At 67.6% G+C, this 21,871-nt stretch carries 21 protein-coding genes; 16 read left to right on the top strand and 5 right to left on the bottom strand.

Annotated features, from left to right (window positions below; all coding sequences use genetic code 11):
- Window positions 1-43 precede the first annotated feature (43 nt).
- The 13 genes from E9536_RS06130 (at window position 44) to E9536_RS06190 (ending at window position 13,423) form a co-directional block, all read left to right on the top strand.
- Entirely contained in the window at window positions 44-1,114 is a 1,071-nt protein-coding gene (locus E9536_RS06130; RefSeq protein ID WP_027789382.1) for an aromatic ring-hydroxylating dioxygenase subunit alpha, read from the top strand.
- Window positions 1,107-1,877 (top strand): SDR family oxidoreductase, encoded by a 771-nt coding sequence (locus E9536_RS06135; RefSeq protein ID WP_136469491.1) that lies wholly within the window; start codon window positions 1,107-1,109, stop codon window positions 1,875-1,877. The genes E9536_RS06130 and E9536_RS06135 overlap by 8 nt, the downstream gene beginning before the upstream one ends.
- Window positions 1,878-1,910: 33 nt before the next feature.
- Entirely contained in the window at window positions 1,911-2,438 is a 528-nt protein-coding gene (locus E9536_RS06140; RefSeq protein ID WP_021161513.1) for a cupin domain-containing protein, read from the top strand.
- 18 nt (window positions 2,439-2,456) lie between these two features.
- The gene (locus E9536_RS06145; RefSeq protein WP_048022635.1) at window positions 2,457-3,353 is read left to right on the top strand and encodes an alpha/beta fold hydrolase; all 897 of its coding nucleotides are present in this window, start codon (window positions 2,457-2,459) and stop codon (window positions 3,351-3,353) included.
- A complete protein-coding gene (locus tag E9536_RS06150; RefSeq protein WP_027789379.1) occupies window positions 3,350-4,207 on the top strand; it encodes an IclR family transcriptional regulator in 858 nt (285 codons plus the stop codon). Before E9536_RS06145 ends, E9536_RS06150 begins: the two co-directional genes overlap by 4 nt.
- Window positions 4,204-5,001 (top strand): SDR family oxidoreductase, encoded by a 798-nt coding sequence (locus tag E9536_RS06155; protein ID WP_048022634.1) that lies wholly within the window; start codon window positions 4,204-4,206, stop codon window positions 4,999-5,001. The genes E9536_RS06150 and E9536_RS06155 overlap by 4 nt, the downstream gene beginning before the upstream one ends.
- Window positions 4,994-6,661 (top strand): thiamine pyrophosphate-binding protein, encoded by a 1,668-nt coding sequence (locus E9536_RS06160; protein ID WP_136469492.1) that lies wholly within the window; start codon window positions 4,994-4,996, stop codon window positions 6,659-6,661. Before E9536_RS06155 ends, E9536_RS06160 begins: the two co-directional genes overlap by 8 nt.
- On the top strand, window positions 6,654-7,481 hold the full coding sequence (locus tag E9536_RS06165) for an aspartate dehydrogenase (protein ID WP_027789376.1): 828 nt from the start codon (window positions 6,654-6,656) through the stop codon (window positions 7,479-7,481). The genes E9536_RS06160 and E9536_RS06165 overlap by 8 nt, the downstream gene beginning before the upstream one ends.
- 72 nt (window positions 7,482-7,553) lie before the next feature.
- Window positions 7,554-9,044, top strand: coding sequence for an aldehyde dehydrogenase (locus tag E9536_RS06170; protein WP_059697594.1), 1,491 nt, complete (start codon window positions 7,554-7,556; stop codon window positions 9,042-9,044).
- 18 nt (window positions 9,045-9,062) lie between these two features.
- A complete protein-coding gene (locus E9536_RS06175) occupies window positions 9,063-10,025 on the top strand; it encodes a VOC family protein (RefSeq protein ID WP_027789374.1) in 963 nt (320 codons plus the stop codon).
- Window positions 10,022-11,266 carry an FAD-dependent oxidoreductase gene (locus tag E9536_RS06180; protein WP_027789373.1) on the top strand — a complete coding sequence of 415 codons (1,245 nt, stop codon included), beginning with the start codon at window positions 10,022-10,024 and terminating at the stop codon, window positions 11,264-11,266. Before E9536_RS06175 ends, E9536_RS06180 begins: the two co-directional genes overlap by 4 nt.
- A gap of 30 nt (window positions 11,267-11,296) precedes the next feature.
- Entirely contained in the window at window positions 11,297-12,697 is a 1,401-nt protein-coding gene (locus E9536_RS06185; protein WP_059697590.1) for an MFS transporter, read from the top strand.
- 174 nt (window positions 12,698-12,871) lie between these two features.
- The gene (locus tag E9536_RS06190; RefSeq protein ID WP_124673953.1) at window positions 12,872-13,423 is read left to right on the top strand and encodes a GNAT family N-acetyltransferase; all 552 of its coding nucleotides are present in this window, start codon (window positions 12,872-12,874) and stop codon (window positions 13,421-13,423) included.
- A gap of 142 nt (window positions 13,424-13,565) precedes the next feature.
- On the opposite strand, the gene E9536_RS06195 is transcribed toward E9536_RS06190, so the two are convergent.
- Complete coding sequence (locus E9536_RS06195; protein WP_136469493.1) at window positions 13,566-14,492, bottom strand: ADP-ribosylglycohydrolase family protein; 927 nt, start codon at window positions 14,490-14,492, stop codon at window positions 13,566-13,568.
- Window positions 14,493-14,676: 184 nt separating this feature from the next.
- Here E9536_RS06195 and E9536_RS06200 point away from each other — a divergent pair, with 184 nt between their 5' ends.
- Both E9536_RS06200 and E9536_RS06205 read left to right on the top strand, forming a co-directional pair.
- Window positions 14,677-15,060: a hypothetical protein gene (locus E9536_RS06200; protein ID WP_136469494.1), complete on the top strand. Its 384-nt coding sequence runs from the start codon at window positions 14,677-14,679 to the stop codon at window positions 15,058-15,060.
- 84 nt (window positions 15,061-15,144) lie between these two features.
- Window positions 15,145-15,558: a PPC domain-containing DNA-binding protein gene (locus E9536_RS06205; protein ID WP_027789368.1), complete on the top strand. Its 414-nt coding sequence runs from the start codon at window positions 15,145-15,147 to the stop codon at window positions 15,556-15,558.
- Window positions 15,559-15,642: 84 nt separating this feature from the next.
- Here the strand turns inward: E9536_RS06205 and acnB are convergent, their stop codons facing one another.
- Entirely contained in the window at window positions 15,643-18,228 is a 2,586-nt protein-coding gene (gene acnB, locus E9536_RS06210; protein WP_027789367.1) for a bifunctional aconitate hydratase 2/2-methylisocitrate dehydratase, read from the bottom strand.
- 586 nt (window positions 18,229-18,814) lie between these two features.
- On the opposite strand from acnB, the gene E9536_RS06215 reads away from it, so the two are divergent.
- Window positions 18,815-19,570, top strand: a complete 756-nt coding sequence (locus E9536_RS06215; RefSeq protein WP_136469495.1) for a BPL-N domain-containing protein — start codon at window positions 18,815-18,817, stop codon at window positions 19,568-19,570.
- A gap of 11 nt (window positions 19,571-19,581) precedes the next feature.
- Here E9536_RS06215 and E9536_RS06220 read toward each other — a convergent pair whose 3' ends face one another.
- The 3 genes from E9536_RS06220 to E9536_RS06230 all read right to left on the bottom strand — a co-directional run bounded on the left by E9536_RS06220 (window position 19,582) and on the right by E9536_RS06230 (window position 21,675).
- Window positions 19,582-20,055 (bottom strand): nuclear transport factor 2 family protein, encoded by a 474-nt coding sequence (locus E9536_RS06220; RefSeq protein WP_136469496.1) that lies wholly within the window; start codon window positions 20,053-20,055, stop codon window positions 19,582-19,584.
- A gap of 304 nt (window positions 20,056-20,359) precedes the next feature.
- A complete protein-coding gene (locus E9536_RS06225; protein WP_021161497.1) occupies window positions 20,360-20,608 on the bottom strand; it encodes a hypothetical protein in 249 nt (82 codons plus the stop codon).
- Window positions 20,609-21,240: 632 nt separating this feature from the next.
- Window positions 21,241-21,675, bottom strand: a complete 435-nt coding sequence (locus E9536_RS06230; protein ID WP_027789364.1) for a universal stress protein — start codon at window positions 21,673-21,675, stop codon at window positions 21,241-21,243.
- Between the last annotated feature and the right edge of the window lie 196 nt (window positions 21,676-21,871).

The raw sequence follows: 21,871 nt of genomic DNA on the forward strand, positions 1-21,871 counted from the left end.
GCGTGACCGCCGACCCGACGACAACCGCATCCGGAGCACACTGATGACCTCCCCCGTACAACACGCAGTCCAACACGACCCGGTCCGTGACTATCTCGACCGCGGCATCAAGAACTACTGGTATCCCGTCGCACCGAGCTGGCAGGTGTCGAATGCACCCGTCGGCCTCACGCGCCTGTCCGAGCAGATCGTGCTGTGGCGCGATCACGAGGGCAAGGTTCATGCACTCGAAGATCGCTGCCCGCACCGCGGCGCACGCCTGTCGCTCGGCTGGAACCTCGGCGGCAGCATCGCGTGCTGGTATCACGGCATCGAAGTCGACGGCGGCGGCACGGTCAACCGTGTGCCGGCCGTGTCGAACTGTCCGCTCGAAGGCACGAAGTGCGTGAAGTCGTATCCGGTCGAGGAGAAGGCCGGCGCGATCTTCCTGTGGTTCGGCGATGAAGCGCACGGCGAGCCGGCGCCGCTGAACCTGCCCGAGGAACTGGTTGCCGACGAATACGGCCACTTCCTGTGCGTATCGAACTGGAAGTGCAATTACCAGTACGCGATCGACAACGTGATGGACCCGATGCACGGCGCGTACCTGCACGCGACGTCGCACTCGATGGCCGAAGGCGACAAGCAGGCCGACATGCGCGTGCGCAAGACGGAAACGGGCCTGATGTTCGAGAAGATCGGCCAGCGCGACGTGAACTTCGACTGGGTCGAGCTCGGCGAAACCGGTTGCCTGTGGATGCGCCTCGCGATTCCGTACAAGCAGAAGTTCGGCCCCGGCGGCAACTTCGGGATCATCGGCTTCGCGACGCCGGTCGACGGCGACAACTGCCAGGTCTATTTCTGGCGCACGCGCAAGGTGAGCGGCTGGCAGCGCGACGTGTGGCGCTTCATGTACCGCAACCGCCTCGAGGGCCTGCACTGGGACGTGCTCGAGCAGGACCGCTACGTCCTCGAAAGCCTCGCGCCGCACGCGCGCGATCACGAATACCTGTACCAGCACGACGTCGGCATCACGCGCGTGCGCCGGATGCTGCGCCAGCGTGCGCAGGAGCATCTTTCCGCGCTCGACGCGCATCGCGCGGCGCAGGCCGCGGCGGAGCCCTCGAATGGCTGAGCTCGCTCCGGTCGTGTCGCTGCCGGGGCGCCGCGTGCTCGTCACGGGCGGCGCGCGCGGGCTGGGCGCGGCGTTCGTGAAGGCGCTGGTCGCGGCGGGTGCGCAGGTCGCGTTCGGCGACGTGCTCGCCGAAGAGGGCCGCGCGCTGGCCGCGCAGCTCACGCAAGCCGGTCACACCGCGCATTTCTTCACGCTCGACCTGGCCGATCCGGCGAGCGTCGACGCATTCGTCGCGCAGGGCGCGGCGGCGCTCGGCGGCATCGATGCGCTGATCAACAACGCGGCGATCACGAACTCGGGCGGCAAATTGTCGACGGAGCTCGACGTGTCGACCTGGGACGCCGTGATGAACGTGAACGTGCGCGGCGTGTGGCTCGTCAGCAATGCGGCGCTGCCGCACCTCGCGCAGTCGGGGCGCGGCGCGATCGTGAACCTCGCATCGGACACCGCGCTGTGGGGCGCGCCGAAGCTGCTCGCGTACGTCGCGAGCAAGGGCGCGGTGATCGCGATGACGCATGCGCAGGCGCGCGAGTTCGGCGCGCACGGCGTGACGGTCAATGCGATCGCGCCGGGGCTGACCGAAGTCGAGGCGACCGCCTACGTGCCGGCCGAGCGCCACGCGTTCTACATGCAGGGCCGCGCGCTGACGCGCGCGCAGGTGCCCGACGACGTGACGGGCCCCGTGCTGTTCCTGCTGTCGGACGGCGCGCGCTTCGTGACGGGTCAATTGCTGCCGGTGAACGGCGGCTTCGTAATGAATTGAATTGAAGTTTTCACTCTGATGAAGGAGAGGACGATGGCGGACGCCGATCTCGAACGCAAGTCGTGGGACCAGCCGGAAGGCGCAAGCTTCAACGACTGGATGGAAGGGCGCGTTGCTCGCTACGCGACGCGGCGCTACGACTGGGACGCACTGAAGTTCCAGGCCGACTACGACCCGAAGTACCGCCGCGCGCAGATGCGCTACGTCGGCACGGGCGGCACGGGCGTCGCGAAGGACGTCAACACGGTGCCGGCCGGCAACTTCACGTTCTCGACGATGGTCATCCCGGCCGGCAACATCGGCCCGAGCCACATCCACATCGACGTGGAAGAGATCTTCTTCGTGCTGCGCGGCAAGATGAAGGTGATCTGCGAGCGCGACGGCGAGACGTGGGAAGCGATCCTCGGCGAGCGCGACCTGATCTCGGTGCCGCCGGGCGTGTATCGCACGGAAATCAACATCGGCGAGGAAGATGCGCTGATGTGCGTGATGCTCGGTTCGCCGAAGCCGGTCACGCCGACATATCCGCCCGATTCGCCGCTCGCGAAGATCAAGCGCTGAGACGGGACGGGTGAAGCAATGAGTGTCATCGACAAACGTGAGCGCGACCGCACCGCGGCGTTCGCCGCGCTGCTCGGGCAGTTTCCCGAGCAGCGTTGCGCGGCCGGCGCGGCGGGCACGATCGGCTACCGTGAGGCCGGCGCGCAGCACGCGGGCCGTGCGCTGCCCGTCGTGCTGCTGCACGGCATCGGCTCGGGCGCCGCATCGTGGGTCAGCCAGCTCGACACGCTCGGCGCATCGCGGCGCGTGCTCGCGTGGGACGCGCCCGGTTACGGCGTGTCGACGCCCGTGCACGGCGCGTCGCCGGCCGCCGCCGATTACGCGGCCTCGCTGAACGCGTGGCTCGAGGCACTCGGCATCGAACGCTGCGTGCTGGTCGGCCATTCGCTCGGCGCGATCGTCGCGGGTGGTCTCGCCCGCGTGATGCCTGCGCGGATCGCCGGCCTGCTGCTGGTGTCGCCCGCGGGCGGCTACGGCAGCGCACCGGCCGAAACGCGCGAATCGCGCCGCGACGCACGGCTCGCGATGCTCGCCGAACTCGGCCCGGCCGGGCTCGCCGAGCAGCGCAGCGGCAACATGCTGTCCGGTTTCGCGAACGAGGAGGCACGTGCGTGGGTGCGCTGGAACATGGCGCGCATCGTGCCGGCCGGTTACGCGCAGGCCACGCATCTGCTCGCGAACGCCGATCTCGCGGCCGATCTCGCCGGATTTCGCGGTCGCACGGCCGTGGCCGTCGGCGCGAACGACGCGATCACGCCGCCCGCCGCGTGCGAGCGGATCGCCGCGGCCGCGCACGTCGGGCTGCAGGTGATTCCGCAAGCCGGTCATGCCGGTTATGTCGAGGCTCCGGCCGTCTATTCCGCACTGATCGACTCGTTCTGCCGTCAGTGCGACCAACAGCGGGGGCTGGCATGAACGAACCGCTGCAACGACCCGAACCCGAAAACGACAAGGCCGAAGCCAGCTACGTGGTGCCGGGCCTCGAACGCGGGCTGCGGATCCTCGCCGAATTCTCGCCGCGCGAGCCCGTGCTCGGTGCGCCCGAGCTGTCGAAGCGGCTCGGCATTCCGCGCACGACGGTGTTCCGCCTGCTGCAGACGCTCGAATCGCTCGGCTTCCTCGAGCGCGCGGACAAGGATCGCAACTACAAGCTCGGCATCGCCGTGCTGCGGCTCGGCTTCGAATACCTGAGCTCGCTGGAGCTGACCGATCTCGGCCTGCCCGTGATCGAGAGCCTGCGCGACGCCACCGGCTTCACGACGCACATCGTGATCCGCGACGGCCGCGACGTGGTGTTCGTCGCGAAGGCGCAGAGCCAGTCACCGGTGTTCAGCTCGATCCGCGTGAACGTCGGCACGCGCTTGCCCGCGCATGCGACGACACACGGCCACGTGCTGATGGGCGACCTGTCGCTGAAGGAACTGCATGCGCTGTATCCGGAAGGCACGCTGAACCGGATGACGAACGCGACACCGGAAACGGTCGACGCACTGTACGAAGTGATCCGCGAGGATGCGCTGCGCGGCTACGGCGTCAGCAATTCGTCGTTCGAGCGCGGCATCTCGGTGGTCACGGCGCCGGTGCGCAACGAGACGCAGAAGATCGTCGCGTGCATCACGGTGACGGTGCCGCGGCCGGAGATCGACGCGGCGCTGATCGCGGACGGGCTGATCGACAAGGTGCAGCGCGCGGCGGCGGAACTGTCGCGGCGGCTCAATTACCGCTCGGATGACGAGCACACGTTTATGAAAGCATTAGGACTCCGATGATCCAGATCGATCTGACCGGGCAGGTGGCGGTGGTGACGGGCGGTTCGTCCGGCATCGGCCTCGCGACCGCTGAACGGTTCCTGCAGGCAGGCGCATCGGTCGCGATTTGCGGCCGCGACGGCGAGCGCCTGGCGCGCGCCGAGGCGATGCTCAACGAAAAATACCCGGGCGCGCAACTGCTCGCCGCGCGCTGCAACGTGCTCGACGAGCATGACGTCGCCGCGTTCGCGCAAGCGGTGTCCGCACGCTTCGGCCGCGCCGACATGCTGGTCAACAACGCCGGCCAGGGTCGCGTGTCGACCTTCGCGGACACGACCGACGACGCGTGGCGCGACGAACTCGAACTGAAGTATTTCAGCATCATCCGCCCGACGCGTGCGTTCCTGCCGTTGCTGCGCGATGCGCAAGCGCCGACGATCACCTGCGTGAACTCGCTGCTCGCGCTGCAGCCGGAGCCGCACATGGTCGCGACGTCGTCGGCGCGCGCGGGCGTGCTGAGCCTCGTGAAGTCGCTCGCGAACGAACTCGCGCCGCAGCGCATCCGCGTGAACTCGATCCTGATCGGCATCGTCGAGTCGGGCCAGTGGCGCCGCCGTTACGAAGCGCAGGCGCAGGCCGGCGAAAGCTGGGAGGACTGGACGGGCGCGATCGCCCGCACGAAGCACATTCCGCTGAACCGCTTCGGCAAGCCCGACGAGGCAGCCTGGGCACTTTTTTATCTCGCAACGCATCTGTCGTCCTACACGACGGGCAGCCATATCGACGTTTCTGGAGGCTTTGCACGCCATGTCTGAAAAAACCACGGTTGGCGAGCTGATTGCCGCCTTTCTCGAGCAGTGCGGCGTGAAGACCGCATTCGGTGTCATCTCGATCCACAACATGCCGATCCTCGACGCGATCAACTCGCGCGGCAACATCCGGTACGTCGGCGCACGCGGCGAAGCCGGCGCATTGAACATGGCCGACGGCCTGGCCCGCGTGTCGGGCGGCCTCGGCGTCGCGTTCACGAGCACGGGGACGGCGGCAGGCAACGCGGCGGGCGCGATGGTCGAGGCGCTGACGGCAGGCACCGCGCTGCTGCACGTCACGGGGCAGATCGAGACGCCGTATCTCGACCAGGATCTCGCGTATATCCACGAAGCGCCGGATCAACTGTCGATGCTGGACTCGATCTCGAAAGCCGCCTTCCGCGTGCGCACCGTCGAAACCGTGCTGCCGACGATCCGCGAAGCCGTGCGCGTCGCGCAGACGGCGCCGACGGGCCCGGTGTCGGTCGAGATTCCGATCGACATCCAGGCAGCTGAAATCGAATGGCCGGAAGACCTCGCACCGGCGCACGTCACGGTGCGCGAGCACGATTCCGCACGCGTCGCGAAGCTCGCCGACGCCCTCGCGGCGAAGCGCCGCCCGCTGCTGTGGCTCGGCGGCGGCGCGCGCCATGCACGCGCGGAAGTCGAGCGCCTCGTGAAGCTCGGCTTCGGCGTCGTGACGAGCGTGCAGGGCCGTGGCGTGTTGCCGGAGGATCACCCGGCGACGCTCGGCGCGTTCAACGTGCACGCGTCCGTCGAAGCGTTCTACAAGACTTGCGACGCGCTCGTCGTCGTCGGTTCGCGCCTGCGCGGCAACGAAACGCTGAAGTACAAGCTCGCGCTGCCGCAGCCGCTGTTCCGCGTCGATGCCGAGGCACTTGCCGACAACCGCGGCTATCGCAACGAGCTGTTCGTGCATGGCGATTCGAAGCGCGTGCTGGCCGAGCTGGCCGACCGGCTCGAAGGCCGCCTGTCGGTCGATCCGCAGTTCGCGGCCGATCTCGCGGCAGCCCGCGAGCAGGCGGTGGCCGACGTGTCGAAGGGCCTCGGGCCGTACAAGAAGCTGGTCGACACGCTGCAGGGTGCGGTCGGCCGCGACTACAACTGGGTGCGCGACGTGACGATCTCGAACAGCACGTGGGGCAACCGCCTGCTGAAGATCTTCGAGCCGCGCTCGGGCGTGCATGCGCTCGGCGGCGGCATCGGTCAGGGCATCCAGATGGGCATCGGCGCGGCGCTCGCGGGCGCGGCGGCGAAGACGGTCTGCCTGGTCGGCGACGGCGGCCTGATGGTCAACGTCGGCGAGCTCGTGACGGCCGTGCAGGAGAACGCGAACGTGATGATCGTGCTGATGAACGACCAGTGCTACGGCGTGATCCGCAACATCCAGGACGCGCACTATGGCGGCCGCCGCTGCTTCGTGCAGCTGCACCAGCCCGATTTCGCGCAGTTCTGCGCGAGTTTCGGCCTCGCGCACTACCGGATCACGTCGCTCGACGACGCCGAGGCGATCGTGCGCGAAGGGATGGCCAAGGAAGGGCCGGTGATGGTCGAGGTCGACATGCTGTCGGTCGGCTCGTTCGCGTCGCAGTTCGCGGGCCCCCCGGTGAAGAAGGAAGCGCCGACGGAGCGCCAGTATGCTTAACGGGCAAAAGCGGGCCCACGCCCCCGTCGATGTCGCGATGATCGGCTTCGGTGCGATCGGCGCGGCCGTGTACCACGCGGTCGAGCACGATGCGTCGCTGCGCATCGCGCACGTGATCGTGCCGGAACACCAGCGCGCGGCGGTGCAGGGCGTGCTGGGCGGCGCGGTGGAGGTCGTGTCGTCGGTCGACGCACTGGCCCGCCGCCCCGAGTTCGCGCTCGAATGCGCGGGCCACAGCGCGCTCGTCGATCACGTCGTGCCGTTGCTGAAGGCCGGCACCGACTGCGCGGTCGCGTCGATCGGCGCGCTGTCCGACCTCGCGCTGCTCGACGTGCTCGCGCAGGCGGCCGACGAAGGCGACGCGACGGTCACGCTGCTGTCCGGCGCGATCGGCGGCATCGACGCGCTGGCCTCCGCGAAGCAGGGCGGCCTCGACGAAGTGCTGTACGTGGGCCGCAAGCCGCCGCTCGGCTGGCTCGGCACGCCCGCCGAGGAAATGTGCGACCTGCGTGCGATGACCGCGGAAAAGGTGATCTTCGAAGGCACCGCGCGCGACGCCGCGCGCCTGTATCCGAAGAACGCGAACGTCGCGGCCACCGTGGCGCTCGCGGGCCTCGGCCTCGACGCGACGCACGTGCGCCTGATCGCCGATCCGGCGGTCGAGCGCAACGTGCACCGCATCACCGCGCGCGGCGCATTCGGCGAGATGTCGCTGGAAATGAGCGGCAAGCCGCTGCCCGACAACCCGAAGACGTCCGCGCTGACGGCGTACAGCGCGATCCGCGCGCTGCGCAACCGCGCGGCCCGCTGCGTGATCTGACCGGGCCATTGAATGTCCGCCCGCGCCACCGCGAGGGCGGACGTGCAGAGACAGATTTGTGGGACTTGTGACATGACTCCTTTCGATACGAGCCTCGTGCCCGACGGCAACATCCTGATCGGCGGCGAATGGCGGCGCGGCCGTGGCGCGCCTTACGCGAGCATCTATCCGGCCGACCAGTCGCTGAACATGGAAGTGTCGACGGCGAACGCGGAAGACGCGGCCGAAGCCGTCGTGGCCGCCGACGCCGCCTGGCGCCGCGCCGACTGGGCCGGGCTGAAGCCGCACCTGCGCGCGCAGGTGCTGTACCGCATCGCCGACCTGATCATGCAGCGCCACGAGGCGCTCGCGAACCTGCAGCGCCGCGACAACGGCAAGCCGATCGGCGAGACGCGCGTGCTGGTGGCGAGCGCGGCGAACACGTTCCGCTATTTCGCGGCGTGCCTCGAAACGCTCGACGAGGAACTGACGCCGTCGCGCGGCGACTACCTGACGATGAGCGTGCACGAGCCGATCGGCGTGATCGCGGCGATCACGCCGTGGAACTCGCCGATCGCGTCCGACGCGCAGAAGCTCGCGCCGGCGCTTGCCGGCGGCAATGCGGTGGTGCTCAAGCCGGCCGAGGTCACGCCGCTCGTGTCGCTCGCGCTGGCCCGCATCTGCGAGGAGGCCGGCGTGCCGAAGGGCGTGCTGAGCGTGCTGCCGGGCAAGGGCTCGGTGATCGGCGACGTGCTCGTGCGCCATCCGCTCGTGAAGAAGGTGTCGTTCACGGGCGGCACGGAAGTCGGGCGCGGCATCGCGCGCATCGCGGCGGAAAAGCTGATGCCCGTGTCGCTCGAACTCGGCGGCAAGTCGCCGACGATCGTGTGCGACGACGCCGATCTCGATCATGCAGTGAACGGCGTGCTGTACGGCATCTTCAGCTCGTCGGGCGAAGCGTGCATCGCGGGTTCGCGGCTGTTCGTGCAGCGTGCGGTGTACGACGAATTCATGAAGCGCCTGGTCGCGGGCGCACGCAAGCTGCGCGTGGGCGACCCGACGCGCCCCGACACGCAGATGGGGCCGCTGATCACCGCGAAGCATCGCGAGTCGGTAGAGCGCTACGTGGCGCTCGGCCTCGAGGAAGGCGGCCGCCTGCTGTGCGGCGGCGAGCGGCCGTCGGGCGACGGTCGGGAGAACGGCTTCTTCTATCAGCCGACGATTCTCGAAGGCCTGCCGAACAGCGCGCGCATCTGCCAGGAAGAAATCTTCGGCCCCGTGCTCGTCGCGATGCCGTTCGACGACGAAGCGTCGCTGATCGCGCAGGCGAACGACAGCGTGTTCGGCCTGGCAGCCGGCATCTGGACGCGCGACTACAAGCGCGCATGGCGCATCGCGCGCGCGCTGGAGACGGGCACCGTCTGGATCAACACGTACAAGCTGTTCTCGATCTCCACGCCGTTCTCGGGCTGGAAGGAGAGCGGGATGGGCCGCGAGAAGGGGCGTCTCGGCATCCGCGAGTACATGCAGCAGAAGAGCCTCTACTGGGGCTTGAACGACGCGCCGCTGCCGTGGGCGAACTGAGCGAAGGGGAAAAACGCAATGAGCATTCTGGGAATCGAGCAGATCACGTACGGGGTCGACGATCTCGCCACCTGCCGGCGCTTTTTCGCCGACTGGGGGCTGAAGGAAGTCGAGCACGACGACACGCAGGCGCGCTTCGAGACGTTGAACGGCTGCACCGTGCTGGTCGTCAAGGCCGACGACCCGGCGCTGCCGCCCGCGTTCGAAGCGGGCCCGACGCTGCGTGAAGTCACGTGGGGCGTCGCGACGCAGCAGGAACTCGACGCGCTGCGCGGCAAGTTTGCAGGCCAGCCCGGCTTTTATGCGCGGAAGGATGCGTTCGGTTGCACCGACCCGAACGGGATGGCGATCCGCATCGAAGTCACGCGCAAGCGCGCACTCGACATCACGGGCTCACCGTCGAACGTGTGGGGCCGGACGCTGCGCGTCGACCAGCCGAGCCCGATCTATGCGCGTGCGGAGCCGGTCGAGGTCGGGCATGTCGTGTTCTTCACGAACTGCCTCGACGCGCAGGAAAAGTTCTATCACGAGCTGCTGGGCTTCGAGACGTCCGACCGCTACCCGGGCCGCGGCGCGTTCATGCGCTGCGCGCCGCACGGCGGCCACCACGACCTGTTCCTGCTCGCGCTGCCGAACGGAAAACGCGGCCTGAACCACGTCGCGTTCACCGTGCGCGACATCCACGAAGTGTTCGGCGGCGGCCTGCACATCGACCGCTGCGGCTGGGAAACGCAACTCGGCCCGGGGCGTCATCCGGTGTCGTCCGCGTACTTCTGGTACTTCCAGAACCCGGCCGGCGGCCTGATCGAGTACTACGCGGACGAAGACATGTTGACGCCCGAGTGGCAGCCGCGCGAATTCGAACCGGGCCCGACCGTGTTCGCCGAATGGGCCGTCGACGGCGGCCTCGACGGCAACACGCGCCGGCAGAAGCACGCGAAGGCGCCGGAAGGCAAGTTCATGACGGAGCGCAAATCGTGAGCGAAGAGAACGCACAGGCGCACGCCGCGCCGGGCACGGTCGTCGTGATCGGCGGCGGCCAGGCCGCCGGCTGGGTGCTGAAGACGCTGCGCGCGGAAGGTTTTGCGGGCCGTCTCGTGATGATCGCCGACGAGCCGCATCTGCCGTACGAGCGGCCGCCGCTGTCGAAGGCCGTGCTGGCCGGCGACGCTGACATCGAAACCGTGCGCGTCGTGCGTCCCGACGAATTCGACGCGCTGAACGTCGAGGCGTGGCAGCCGGAACGCGCCGCATCGATCGACCGTGCGCGCCGCGTGGTGCGTACCGAAAGCGGCCGCGAGATCGAATACGACCGCCTCGTGATCGCGACCGGCGGCACGTCGCGCCGCCTGCCGGACGCGCTCGTGAAGACGCCGAACCTGCATTACCTGCGCACGCTCGATGAAGCGGCCGCACTCGGCGAGAAGCTGCGTGCGAGCCGGCGCGTGCTCGTGATCGGCGGCGGCTGGATCGGCCTCGAAGTCGCGGCGACCGCGCGCAAGCTCGGCGTCGAGGCGGTCGTGGTCGAAGGCGCGCCGCGGCTGTGCGGCCGCTCGGTGCCGCAGATCGTGTCGGATTTCCTGCTCGACCTGCATCGCGCGAACGGCGTCGACGTCCGGCTCGGCGCGGCGCTCGCGTCGCTCGACGCCCAGCCGGACGACGCGTCGAAGGTACGCGCGACGCTCGCCGACGGCACGACGATCGACGCCGATTTCGCGGTGGCCGGCATCGGTCTCGCGTTGAACGCGTCGCTCGCGAGCGACGCGGGGCTGGCGATCGACGACGGCATCGTCGTCGACGAATTCGGCGCGACGAGCGACCCGGCGATCTTCGCGTGCGGCGACGTCGCGAACCATCACAACGGCTGGCTGAAGCGGCGCGTGCGGCTCGAATCGTGGGCCAATGCGCAGAACCAGGCGATCGCGGCCGCGAAGGCCGTGCTGGGCGTGCGCGCACCGTACGCGGAGATTCCGTGGTTCTGGTCGGATCAGTACGACGTGAACCTGCAGATCCTCGGCGATCTGCCGGCCGATGCGCAGCTCGTCGTGCGCGGCGAGCTTGCCGCGCGACGCGCGACGCTGTTTTTCGTGGGCGAAGGGCATGTGAGAGGTGTCATCGCCGTGAACAACGCGCGTGAGCTGAAGCTCGCGCGCAAGTGGATGAACCAGGGCCGGGCAGTGGATACGGAAGCGCTGGCAGACACGAGCAAGACACTGGCCTGACCGGGCGACGAAACCCAGGAGATCCTCCGCATGAGCACTTTCGACAATGTCGTGGCCGGTCGCGCCACGATGGAAGCTGCCGCCTCCACGCCCGGCGCGATCATCGCGCGGCTCGAGCGGCTTCCGGCCAACGCAATGCAGATCCGCGCCCGCGTGCTGATCGGCACCGCGACGTTCTTCGACGGCTTCGACGTGATCACGATCGCGGCCACGCTGCCGCTGCTGATTCACAAATGGGGGCTGTCGCCGACCCAGATCGGCCTGCTGATCGCGTCCGGCGCGATCGGCCAGCTGATCGGCGCATTCCTGTTTCCCGCGCTGGCGGAGAAGCACGGCCGCGTGAAGGCGATCGCGTGGAGCTCGGCCGTGATCGGCATCACGAGCATCGCGTGCGGCTTCGCGCCGACGTTCGAAGTGTTTGTGCTGCTGCGGATACTGCAGGGGCTCGGGCTGGGCGGCGAGCTGCCGGTCGCCGCGACGTACATCAACGAGATCACGCGCGCACATGGCCGCGGCCGCTTCGTGCTGCTGTACGAGATCGTGTTCCCGATCGGCCTGCTCGTGTCGATGGCGCTCGGCGCGTGGCTCGTGCCGCGCTTCGGCTGGGAGATCATGTACTTCGTCGGCGGGCTGCCGCTGATCCTGTCGCTCGTGCTGACGCGCCTCGTGCCGGAATCGCCGCGCTGGCTCGCATCGCGCGGGCGGCTCGCGGAAGCCGGGCGGGCGACGAGCGCGTTCGAAGCGTCGGTGCGCGGCGAACTGCCGCCCGTCACGCAGGTGGCCGCGTTCGACGAGATGGTGCGCCAGCACCCGAAGCGCCGGATGAGCGACCTGTTCAGCGCCGCGTATCGCAAGCGCACGCTCGCGGTGGCGACGTTGTGGGCGACCTGCGGGTTCATCCAGTACGGGCTGTCGACGTGGCTGCCGACGATCTACAAGAACTTCTATCACGCGCCGCTGCAGCTCGCGCTGAACCTCGCGGTGATCGGCTCGGTGATGGGCGTGCTCGGGTCGCTGGCGTCGGCGCTGCTCGTCGACAAGCTCGGCCGCAAGCCGGTGATCGTGTGGTCGTTCGTGCTGTGCGCGCTGTCGCTGGCGCTCGCGGGCGTCTATCACGCGTCGTCGGTGTATGTCGTCTCGATCTTCTGCTCGCTGTCGCTCGGGTTGATGGCGTCGGGGTTCATCACCGCGTACGTCTATACGCCGGAGCAGTATCCGACGAGCATCCGCGCGTCGGGCTGCGGGCTCGGCAGCGCGTGGCTGAAGATCGCGTCGTTCGTCGCGCCGATGGTGGTGCCGCACGCGATCATCGGCGGGAATCTCGCCCCCGCGTTCTACCTGATCGGCATCGTGCCGCTGATCGCGGCGGTGACCGTGCACTTCGTCGGGATCGAGACGAAGGGGAAGGTGCTCGAAGCGCTTGAAGCGTAAGCGCGGCCGGCGGCGGTAACGGATGACGTGGTGAGGCCCGGGCGATGCCCGGGCTTTTTGTTTTTCGCGGCGATCCGGTTGGCGTGGCGTGGCGGGCCGTGCGAACGCGCGGCGTGGCCGACTCGAGGCTTGCGTGTTCTAATTCACGCTCCCGTTTTTCGATCGAGTGTTGTCATGCCCCTGTTCGAACCCGTCACGCTGGAAACATCCCGCCTCGTCCTGCGGCCGCTGCGCGAAGCCGACGCGCACGCCTTCTTCGAGATCTGGTCGGATGCGGAAGCGATGCGCTATTTCTCGTTCTCGCCGATGACGCACATCGAACAGGCCGTCGAGCGCGTCGCGCGCAACCTGAAGACGTCCGCGAGCGGGCAGGACCTGATCTGCGTGCTCGAACTGCGGGAAACCGGCGAAGCACTCGGCGAATGCGTGCTGTTCCATGCGAACGAGCAATGCCGGCGTGCCGAGATCGGCTTCAGCCTGCGGCGCCGGTACTGGCGCGGCGGCTACATGCGCGAGGCGGCGTCGGCCGTGATCGATCACGCGTTCGGCACGCTGCGGCTGAACCGGATCGAAGCCGATATCGATCCGCGCAACGTCGCGTCGGCGCGGCTGCTCGAACGGCTCGGCTTCGCGCGGGAAGGGTTGCTGCGCGAACGCTGGATCGTCGGCGACGAAGTGTCGGACAGCGCGCTGTACGGGTTGCTGGCGAGCGACCGGCGCGCGTGAGGCGGCCGGGCCGGCGATGGCCCGGTCAGGTCAATTCCGGCGGCTGTTTTCCATGTCGGTCACGCGCCGGTTGTACCCGTTCGCGTCTGCGTACTCTCCCGTCCGGTCTCTCTGTTGTCGGTCGCGCATTCTGTTCGAACGCTCACGATTTCGCGAGCAGGCCCTCGACCTGTTCTTTGCCGCGCAGTGCCGCGACCCACCGGTCGGGTAACGCGTGCTCGCCGTACAGCGCGCCGGCGAGGCTGCCGGCGATGGCCGCCGTCGTATCCGTGTCGTTGCCGAGCGCGATCGCGCGCTTCACGCAGTCTTCGTAGCTGCGCGTCGACAACAGGCAATGGATCGACGACCAGAAGCTGTCGACCACGTAACCGGACCCTTGCGGCGCGTCGAAGCGGCCATCGAGCACGATCTTCAGTTCGACTTCGTCTGCGGTGCCCGCGTAGCGTGTGAGCAGCTCGTCCTCGGCCGCGCGCACCGCATCCGGCGCCGGCTTGCCCTTGACGATGCCCCATGCCGTCAGGCCATAAAGCGCACAGCACAGCTGCGAGCGCACGTGGCCGTGCGTGACGACGCTCTGCTTGCACGCAAGCCGGATCGCGTCGTCGCGCGAGGCGGCGACCATCACCACCGGGAAGCAGCGCGTCAGCGAGCCGTTGCCGTTGTCGCGCTCGCCGTCAGGACCGGCAACGGCGGGCGCCGCGCCGGCCGCCAGCGCATGGAACGCACGCTGCGTCTGCAGGCCGACATCGAACACGCGGCCGTCCGGCGTGAAGGCGCCGCGATGAAACCAGTCCTGCAGGTTGCGGGCGAACGTGTCGAGATTGAGGTCGCGGTCATCCGCGAGCGCGTCGAGCAGCGCGAGCGCCTGCGCGCCGTCGTCGCTCCAGGTGCCGGGCGGCACGCCATCGTGTGCGCGCGCAAAGCCGGGCGGCGGCGTCATGTCGATCGCGGCGGGCGGCGGGATCGACGCGGCGTCGTGGAATTCGTACGGCACGCCCAGTGCGTCGCCGATCAGCAGGCCAAGCAGGCCGCCGCGCAGGCGGGATTGTCGGTTCGGAAGGGTCGTCATCGGAGGAGGCTGGGGGTGGAGGCTCGCGTTGCAGATTAGACCAATCGCATTCGCGTGCCTAGCCGGCGCATGCTGAAGGGCCGGAGGCAGCGGTGCGCGCGAATCGCCGGAGGTATGCTTGCGAGTCAGGACCGGATTCGCTGACCGACCGCGGAGCGGGTGGCGCCGAGTATGGAGCAACGACATGAAACAGATCGTGGTAACCCGCGTCGCAGCGTATTCCGTCGACAGTGAATGCGCGGAAGTGACGCTATGCTGCGGCGAACACGAGATCACGGTGTTCCCGTTCGGCGGCACGGCGCGCGTGAACGACATCGTGCGAACGCCGGTGTCGGCGGTCGACTGCGATGTGCGCGCGGCCTGTCTTGACGATTGGCCGGACGATGCAAAGCGGGCGGCCAGCCGGCAATGGATCGGGAAAACCGCAAACCCGTATGGTTATCGCGGATGTGCGCAGGTCGTCGACCGGGAGCAGGGGTTGATCGACGTGGTCGGCTTCGTGATCGACGTGGGCGAGTTGCCATGCGATGGCGCGGTCGAATTCGAGTGTCTGCGGCTCGACCTCTGAGCGGCCGATCGACTGACGGCCTTGCCGGATTGCCGGCGCAAACTTACGCTTGGCCGGCACCCCGGCCCACGAACAGGATCGACCATGCAAGCCCATCCTCTGCGTCTTTCCCCCGGCGACGATCTGCGCCGGTCGATCGAGAAAGCATTGCGCCCGCTCGGTGCGCACGCGGCCTTCGTGATCCAGGGCATCGGCAGCCTGAGCGTCGCGCAATTGCGCTTCGCCGGCGTCGACCAGCCGACCGAATTGCGCGGCGACCTCGAAATTCTGACGCTGGCCGGTTCGGTGTCGCCGGACGGCGCGCACCTGCATATGGCCGTTTCCGATGCGAGCGGCCGCGTGTCGGGCGGCCATGTGGCGAGCGGTTGCGTGGTGCGCACGACCGCCGAGATCCTGCTCGCGCTGCTGCCCGCACATCGTTTTTCTCGCGAACCCGATGCGGGCACCGGCTTCAACGAACTGGTGATCCGGCGAGAACCGGGCGGCGAAACGGCATAAAAAAAGCGCCGCAGGCCTTTCAGCCTGCGGCGCCATGGCGTGGTGCCGCGACGTCAACCGCCCGTCGCAGCCCGTCGCGCGTGCTTACATCTGCACGGTGTCGGCCACTTCCTTGAAGTCTTCGATCTGGTCGAAGTTCATGTACTTGTAGATCTTGTCGCCGTTGGCGCTGAGCACGCCCATGTCGGCCATGTACTCTTCCTTGGTCGGGATCTTGCCCAGACGCGAGCAGATGGCCGCCAGTTCCGCCGAGCCGAGATACACGTTCGTGTTCTTGCCGAGACGGTTCGGGAAGTTGCGGGTCGACGTCGACATGACCGTCGCGCCTTCGCGCACCTGAGCCTGGTTACCCATGCACAGCGAGCAGCCCGGCATTTCGGTACGCGCACCGGCCGTGCCGAACACGCCGTAGTGACCTTCTTCCGTCAGCTGCTTCTGGTCCATCTTGGTCGGCGGCGCGACCCACAGCTTGACCGGGATGTCGCGCTTGCCTTCGAGCAGCTTCGACGCGGCGCGGAAGTGACCGATGTTGGTCATGCACGAGCCGATGAACACTTCGTCGATCTTGGCGCCGGCGACGTCCGACAGCGTCTTCACGTCGTCCGGGTCGTTCGGGCAGGCGACGATCGGCTCGTGGATGTCGGCGAGGTCGATCTCGATGACGGCCGCGTACTCGGCGTCGGCATCCGGCGACAGCAGTTGCGGGTCGGCCAGCCACTGCTCCATCGCCGCGATACGGCGCTGCAGGCTGCGCGGATCCTGGTAGCCCTGCGCGATCATCCACTTCAGCAGCGTGATGTTGCTGTTCAGGTATTCGATGATCGGTTCCTTGTTCAGGCGCACCGAGCAACCGGCGGCCGAACGCTCGGCGGACGCATCCGACAGCTCGAACGCTTGCTCGACCTTCAGGTCGGGCAGGCCTTCGATTTCGAGGATGCGGCCCGAGAAGATGTTCTTCTTGCCTTGCTTGGCGACCGTCAGCATGCCTTGCTTGATCGCGTACAGCGGGATCGCGTTGACGAGATCACGCAGCGTGACGCCCGGCTGCATCTTGCCCTTGAAGCGGACCAGCACCGATTCCGGCATGTCCAGCGGCATCGTGCCGGTGGCGGCCGCGAACGCGACCAGGCCCGAACCTGCCGGGAAGCTGATGCCGATCGGGAAACGCGTGTGCGAATCGCCGCCGGTGCCGACGGTGTCGGGCAGCAGCATGCGGTTCAGCCACGAGTGGATCACGCCGTCGCCCGGGCGCAGCGCGATGCCGCCACGCGTGCTGATGAAGTTCGGCAGCGTCTGGTGCGTCTTCACGTCGACAGGCTTCGGATACGCGGCGGTGTGGCAGAACGACTGCATCACGAGGTCGGCCGAGAAGCCGAGGCAGGCGAGATCCTTCAGTTCGTCGCGGGTCATCGGGCCCGTGGTGTCCTGCGAGCCGACCGAGGTCATCTTCGGTTCGCAGTACGTGCCCGGGCGCACGCCCTGGCCTTCCGGCAGACCGCATGCGCGGCCGACCATCTTCTGCGCGAGCGAGAAGCCCTTGCCGCTGTCGGCCGGCTGGTGCGGCAGGCGGAACAGCGTCGACGGCGCGAGGCCCAGCGCTTCACGCGCCTTCGCGGTCAGGCCGCGGCCGATGATCAGCGGAATGCGGCCGCCGGCGCGCACTTCGTCGAACAGCACGTCGGACTTGACCTGGAATTCGGCGATCACGTTGCCGTCCTTCAGCGCCTTGCCTTCATACGGGCGCAGTTCGACCACGTCGCCCATTTCCATCTGCGACACGTCGAGCTCGATCGGCAGCGCGCCGGCGTCTTCCATCGTGTTGTAGAAGATCGGGGCGATCTTGCCGCCGAGGCACACGCCGCCGAAGCGCTTGTTCGGCACGAACGGGATGTCTTCGCCGGTGAACCACAGCACCGAGTTGGTGGCCGACTTGCGCGAGGAGCCGGTGCCGACCACGTCGCCCACGTAGGCGACCAGGTGACCCTTTTCCTTCAGCGATTCGATGAACTTGACCGGGCCGCGCTTGCCGTCTTCTTCCGGCGTGATGCCCGGGCGTGCGTTCTTCAGCATCGCCAGCGCGTGCATCGGGATGTCCGGGCGGGTGGTGGCGTCCGGGGCCGGCGACAGGTCGTCGGTGTTCGTTTCGCCCGTCACCTTGAACACGGTGATGGTCAGGCTTTGCGGCACTTCCGGACGGCTCGTGAACCATTCGGCGTCGGCCCAGCTTTGCAGCACGGCCTTCGCGTGCGCGTTGCCCTTGTCGGCGAGTTCCTTGACGTCATGGAACTGGTCGAACATCAGCAGGGTTTTCTTCAGTGCGTCAGCGGCGACGGCAGCGACCGCCTCGTCGGACAGCAGTTCGATCAGCGGCTGGATGTTGTAACCGCCCAGCATCGTGCCGAGCAGTTCGGTGGCGCGTTCGCGCGAGATCAGCGGGCAGGCGGTCTCGCCCTTGGCCACGGCGGCCAGGAAGCCGGCCTTCACGCGGGCGGCTTCGTCGACGCCGGCCGGCACGCGATGGGTGATCAGGTCGACGAGCGTCTGCTCTTCGCCGGCGGGCGGGTTGGTCAGCAGTTCCACCAGTTCGGCGGTCTGCTGAGCCGTCAGCGGCAGGGGAGGAATACCGAGCGCGGCGCGGGCGGCCACGTGAGCACGAAAGTTTTCAAGCATGGGGAGACCTGCTGATATTGCGTTTGAGGGGAAGGCCTTGCCGGCACTCCGGGGCTGTTCCAGGCACTGCTTTGAGCGGGATTTTAATCTCAATGATCTGTAACGTCAAATGTCTTATGTCTTATATAAGAGTTGAGACTTGGGGCATGGAAAACGCGGTGGCGCGGGGGAGCCGGTGTTTGCGGATGTGCTTCGGCGGCTCGTCGGGGCATGCCTGCGGGCGCGGTGTCTCGGGTGTTCCGACTGTTGATGGGAGGAGCGGGGGCGGCGGTGTGCGTGATCGGGATCCGGGGGCGTCCGTCCGCGTCGCGGCTCCGGCCGCCGTCGTGTGAACAGGCAAGGGGCGCTCGAGGCTGCGACCCGCGCGGGGGCGCTACCGGTTACGAAGCCCGGAAGCCCGGTTGCCGGCGGCGCACATTTCTGCACAAGCACGCAGGAAACGGTACACACATGCCGCTTTCGGGCGCCTACGCTGTATTTCACGTGCCTTTCAGCGAGATTTCAAAAAGCGGGAGGCATTGACGCGTGCCGGCCGCTTCGTCGTGAACGGCCGGCCTCGAACCCTCAAGTCCCGTCAATCCGGAACATGCGATCCAGAGAATCGATTTTCGTTGTCCTGTCGCTCGTCGCGTCGTCGCTCGTTCATGCGGCAGCGGCCGACGACGAAACGGGCGGCTTCGACAGCCGTCCCGTCGCACTGGTCTATCGCGGCCCGGCCGCATGCGACGGTTGCCCCGAGACGATTGCGAGGCGCCTGCGGGAATCGGAGCACAAGTTCCGGGTGCTTTACGTCGGGCCCGCGGAAAAACGCCGGATCACGCCTGCCGTCCTGGCCGGCGCCGCGCTGTATGTCCAGCCCGGCGGCGGGCAGGACATCCCCGGCGCGGCGGCCAGCATCGGGAAAGACTCGATCGAGGCCGTGCGGCACTACGTGTCGAACGGCGGGCGCTATCTGGGCATCTGCATGGGCGCCTACCTGGCGGGCGACCCGGGTTTCGGGCTGGTCGCGGGCGAGATCGACTCGGAGGTCGACCGGCCGCGCTCGACGCTTCACGGTATCGCGGACACGGTGACGCCGGTGGTATGGCGCGGGAAGAAACGCTGGATCTACTTCCAGGACGGCGCGATGCTCCCGGCCGCCCCCGGCGCGGCCGTGCTGGCGACCTATCCGAACCGCGATATCGCAGCCGCGACCTATCGCTACGGCAAAGGGCGCGTCGGGCTTGTCGGCCCGCATCCCGAAGCCGACGAAAGCTGGTATCGCGAGTACGGTCTCCGGAATCCGGACGGCGTTCTGCCGGACATGGCGTACGACCTGATCAACGCGACGATGAAGCCATGACGTGGCGCGAGCTAATTCCGCCGTGCGCGATACGCGTCGAGGTTCTTCCGCGCCTGTGCGCGGATCGCGCGTTGCACGAAAGGCGTCCAGCCGAGCAGCGCGCCTTTCAGTCCGAGCGCCTGACGCGCCCAGCGCCACAGGTCGAAGCTGTCGCGATGCTCGACGATGCGCCCGTCGCGAAACCGGAACCGCGCGTCGATCCGGTTGACCACCATCCGGCCGGTCGTGGTGAACCGGTAATGGGCGATCCATTTGGCGCGCCCGGCCTGCTGATCCGCGGCGACGTCGCTGAACGTCAAGGAAAAGTCCTGCGCACGCGCGACCAGCATGCGCCACATGTCGCGGGCGAGGTCGCCGCGCAGCTCACCGAACGCGGGATCGCTGAAGACGACGTCATCGGCATAGCAGGCGAGCATCGCGTCGATGTCGCGCTGCTGGAACGCCGTGTAGAAGCGCTGGATCAACTCGGTGTGCGGATGGCTCATCGTTGGGTGGGGTGTCGTTGCAGATGAAACGGAGTCTGGCCGCGGCGGCCGGACGTTCGACCGGTTGATCGACGGGGGCGCGCCATACGGCAGGAATGCCCCGATCGAGCGGATGTCGGCGTGTCTTCCACGCGACAATGCGGGTCACGCACGGGCGTTCGGCATGACCGCCGCCCTGAACGTGACATGCGTCGCGACATGTCGCGATATCGATCGAAACAAGCGGGAAGGGATGAGGGCGTGCGCGGCTCCTCCGGTTCAGCCGTCGCGACCCGAACCCGGCTGGCGCGTCGGCGAATGCTCGTCAGCGGTTCGCCAGCGCCACGTCCTGGTTGCCGCGCCCCGTCACCAGGCAGCCCGACATGAATGCCTCGCCCTGGCTGCTGGCCGCTGCTTCGCCGAAGCCGCGGCCGAGCGCGTCGACCTTCACTTGCGCGGCGCCCTGTTCGCATGCGAGCGGGCTGGTGTCGCGGCCCTGCGCATGCAGGATCGCGCGATCGCCGATGAGATATGCCAGCAGCGCGAAAACAGCGATATGTACGGCTCGTCTCATGGTTCGTCTCCTCGTCGCACAAGCGTAACGCGGACACGTTCGACGAAGCACTTGGGGGTTCCCCCGGTAAACGTCTGCTGAAACCGGGGGCGGGCGGGGTGATCGTGTCCCGTTTTTCGCGTGTTGCGTGGGGAACGAAGGCGCCGCTTCCATGCGGCCGGCGGGCGAAACCGGACGTGCGGCGACGCATTCGTGCGATGGTTTTCAGCGCGACAGGCCCGCGATTCGCGCGAGTTTGACGAATGTCAGGAGACGGGCGGGAGGGGGCGGTCGGACGACCGTTCAGAGCGATAGCATGAACGCATGATTTGACGGAACGCGATCGCGGAGGAATGCATCGGTTCCGGCAAGCAGGTGCGAGTTGAACATCGCTGTCGAAATAGTGAGGAATCCAAATGCTTAACGTCTCTTCCGTCCTGATCAGCCTCGCCCCGATGTGGGCCATCCTGCTCGTCGCATCTTCGGCAGCCGCCTATTTCGTGTTCTGGCGCAAGGTCATCAAGTAAGCGCGGCGGGAACGCCGGTGCGTGTGTGGGCGGTAACGCTGAACGCGCGCGGGTGCCACACCGCTCGCTGCAAACCTGCGGTCCGTCAGCGAACGGCCGCCGTCGCGTTGCCGCGCGTCATCGCCGTCATTGCACGGCCGTGACCGGCACGTTCGAAATCCGCACCAGCCGGCTCATCACGCTGCGGCGGAACACCGACATCAGCGCATGCAACGGATCGTGCCGCGGCGCGACGACCACGATCTCGTCGCACCCCGTCTCTGCCGCCACGGCCGCGATCGTATCGGCCACAGGGCCGACCTTCATCACGACGCTGTACTTGACGCCGGCTTCCCGCAGGATCCGCTCGGCCATGGCCAGGTCGGCGGACGCGAACCTCTCCTCGATTGAACGCAGCCGCGACAGCGGATGGTAGGCCTCGAGCCGCGTCGATTCGAGCGGCGCCTGAACGTTGATCAGTACGATTTCCGACGCGCACCGTTCGCGATACAGGAATGTCGCGTGGCGAACTGCCTGAAGCGAGCGGGGAGAGTGGCCGACCGGAACCAGCAGCTTGAGCATGAACGTTGTCCGGGAAACGAGATGATTCCAGCGTAGCGTGCCGCCGGGACGAACGATCTAAAGAGAACGGGCGACCGCGTAAAAATGTCGTTAACGCGCGCCGTCTCCTGATGCGCCTGATAGAAATATAAGAAATTTAAGTTTATGCGCATAAACGATTTCATCCGCGAGGGCGGCGCGTGCGCAGCGTGGCATG

This window comes from Burkholderia sp. LS-044 (genome assembly GCF_004803625.1).
GTDB lineage: Bacteria > Pseudomonadota > Gammaproteobacteria > Burkholderiales > Burkholderiaceae > Burkholderia > Burkholderia cepacia.

Bases quoted from the DNA above. Each gene is read 5' to 3' on its own strand.
- E9536_RS06190 (WP_124673953.1), top strand. From the start codon at position 12,872: ATGCCCCTGTTCGAACCCGTCACGCTGGAAACATCCCGCCTCGTCCTG.
- E9536_RS06195 (WP_136469493.1), bottom strand. From the start codon at position 14,492: ATGACGACCCTTCCGAACCGACAATCCCGCCTGCGCGGCGGCCTGCTT.
- E9536_RS06165 (WP_027789376.1), top strand. From the start codon at position 6,654: ATGCTTAACGGGCAAAAGCGGGCCCACGCCCCCGTCGATGTCGCGATG.
- E9536_RS06155 (WP_048022634.1), top strand. From the start codon at position 4,204: ATGATCCAGATCGATCTGACCGGGCAGGTGGCGGTGGTGACGGGCGGT.
- E9536_RS06160 (WP_136469492.1), top strand. From the start codon at position 4,994: ATGTCTGAAAAAACCACGGTTGGCGAGCTGATTGCCGCCTTTCTCGAG.
- E9536_RS06170 (WP_059697594.1), top strand. From the start codon at position 7,554: ATGACTCCTTTCGATACGAGCCTCGTGCCCGACGGCAACATCCTGATC.
- E9536_RS06220 (WP_136469496.1), bottom strand. From the start codon at position 20,055: ATGAGCCATCCGCACACCGAGTTGATCCAGCGCTTCTACACGGCGTTC.
- E9536_RS06225 (WP_021161497.1), bottom strand. From the start codon at position 20,608: ATGAGACGAGCCGTACATATCGCTGTTTTCGCGCTGCTGGCATATCTC.
- E9536_RS06135 (WP_136469491.1), top strand. From the start codon at position 1,107: ATGGCTGAGCTCGCTCCGGTCGTGTCGCTGCCGGGGCGCCGCGTGCTC.
- E9536_RS06185 (WP_059697590.1), top strand. From the start codon at position 11,297: ATGAGCACTTTCGACAATGTCGTGGCCGGTCGCGCCACGATGGAAGCT.
- E9536_RS06215 (WP_136469495.1), top strand. From the start codon at position 18,815: ATGCGATCCAGAGAATCGATTTTCGTTGTCCTGTCGCTCGTCGCGTCG.
- acnB (WP_027789367.1), bottom strand. From the start codon at position 18,228: ATGCTTGAAAACTTTCGTGCTCACGTGGCCGCCCGCGCCGCGCTCGGT.
- E9536_RS06140 (WP_021161513.1), top strand. From the start codon at position 1,911: ATGGCGGACGCCGATCTCGAACGCAAGTCGTGGGACCAGCCGGAAGGC.
- E9536_RS06175 (WP_027789374.1), top strand. From the start codon at position 9,063: ATGAGCATTCTGGGAATCGAGCAGATCACGTACGGGGTCGACGATCTC.
- E9536_RS06150 (WP_027789379.1), top strand. From the start codon at position 3,350: ATGAACGAACCGCTGCAACGACCCGAACCCGAAAACGACAAGGCCGAA.
- E9536_RS06205 (WP_027789368.1), top strand. From the start codon at position 15,145: ATGCAAGCCCATCCTCTGCGTCTTTCCCCCGGCGACGATCTGCGCCGG.
- E9536_RS06145 (WP_048022635.1), top strand. From the start codon at position 2,457: ATGAGTGTCATCGACAAACGTGAGCGCGACCGCACCGCGGCGTTCGCC.
- E9536_RS06230 (WP_027789364.1), bottom strand. From the start codon at position 21,675: ATGCTCAAGCTGCTGGTTCCGGTCGGCCACTCTCCCCGCTCGCTTCAG.
- E9536_RS06200 (WP_136469494.1), top strand. From the start codon at position 14,677: ATGAAACAGATCGTGGTAACCCGCGTCGCAGCGTATTCCGTCGACAGT.
- E9536_RS06130 (WP_027789382.1), top strand. From the start codon at position 44: ATGACCTCCCCCGTACAACACGCAGTCCAACACGACCCGGTCCGTGAC.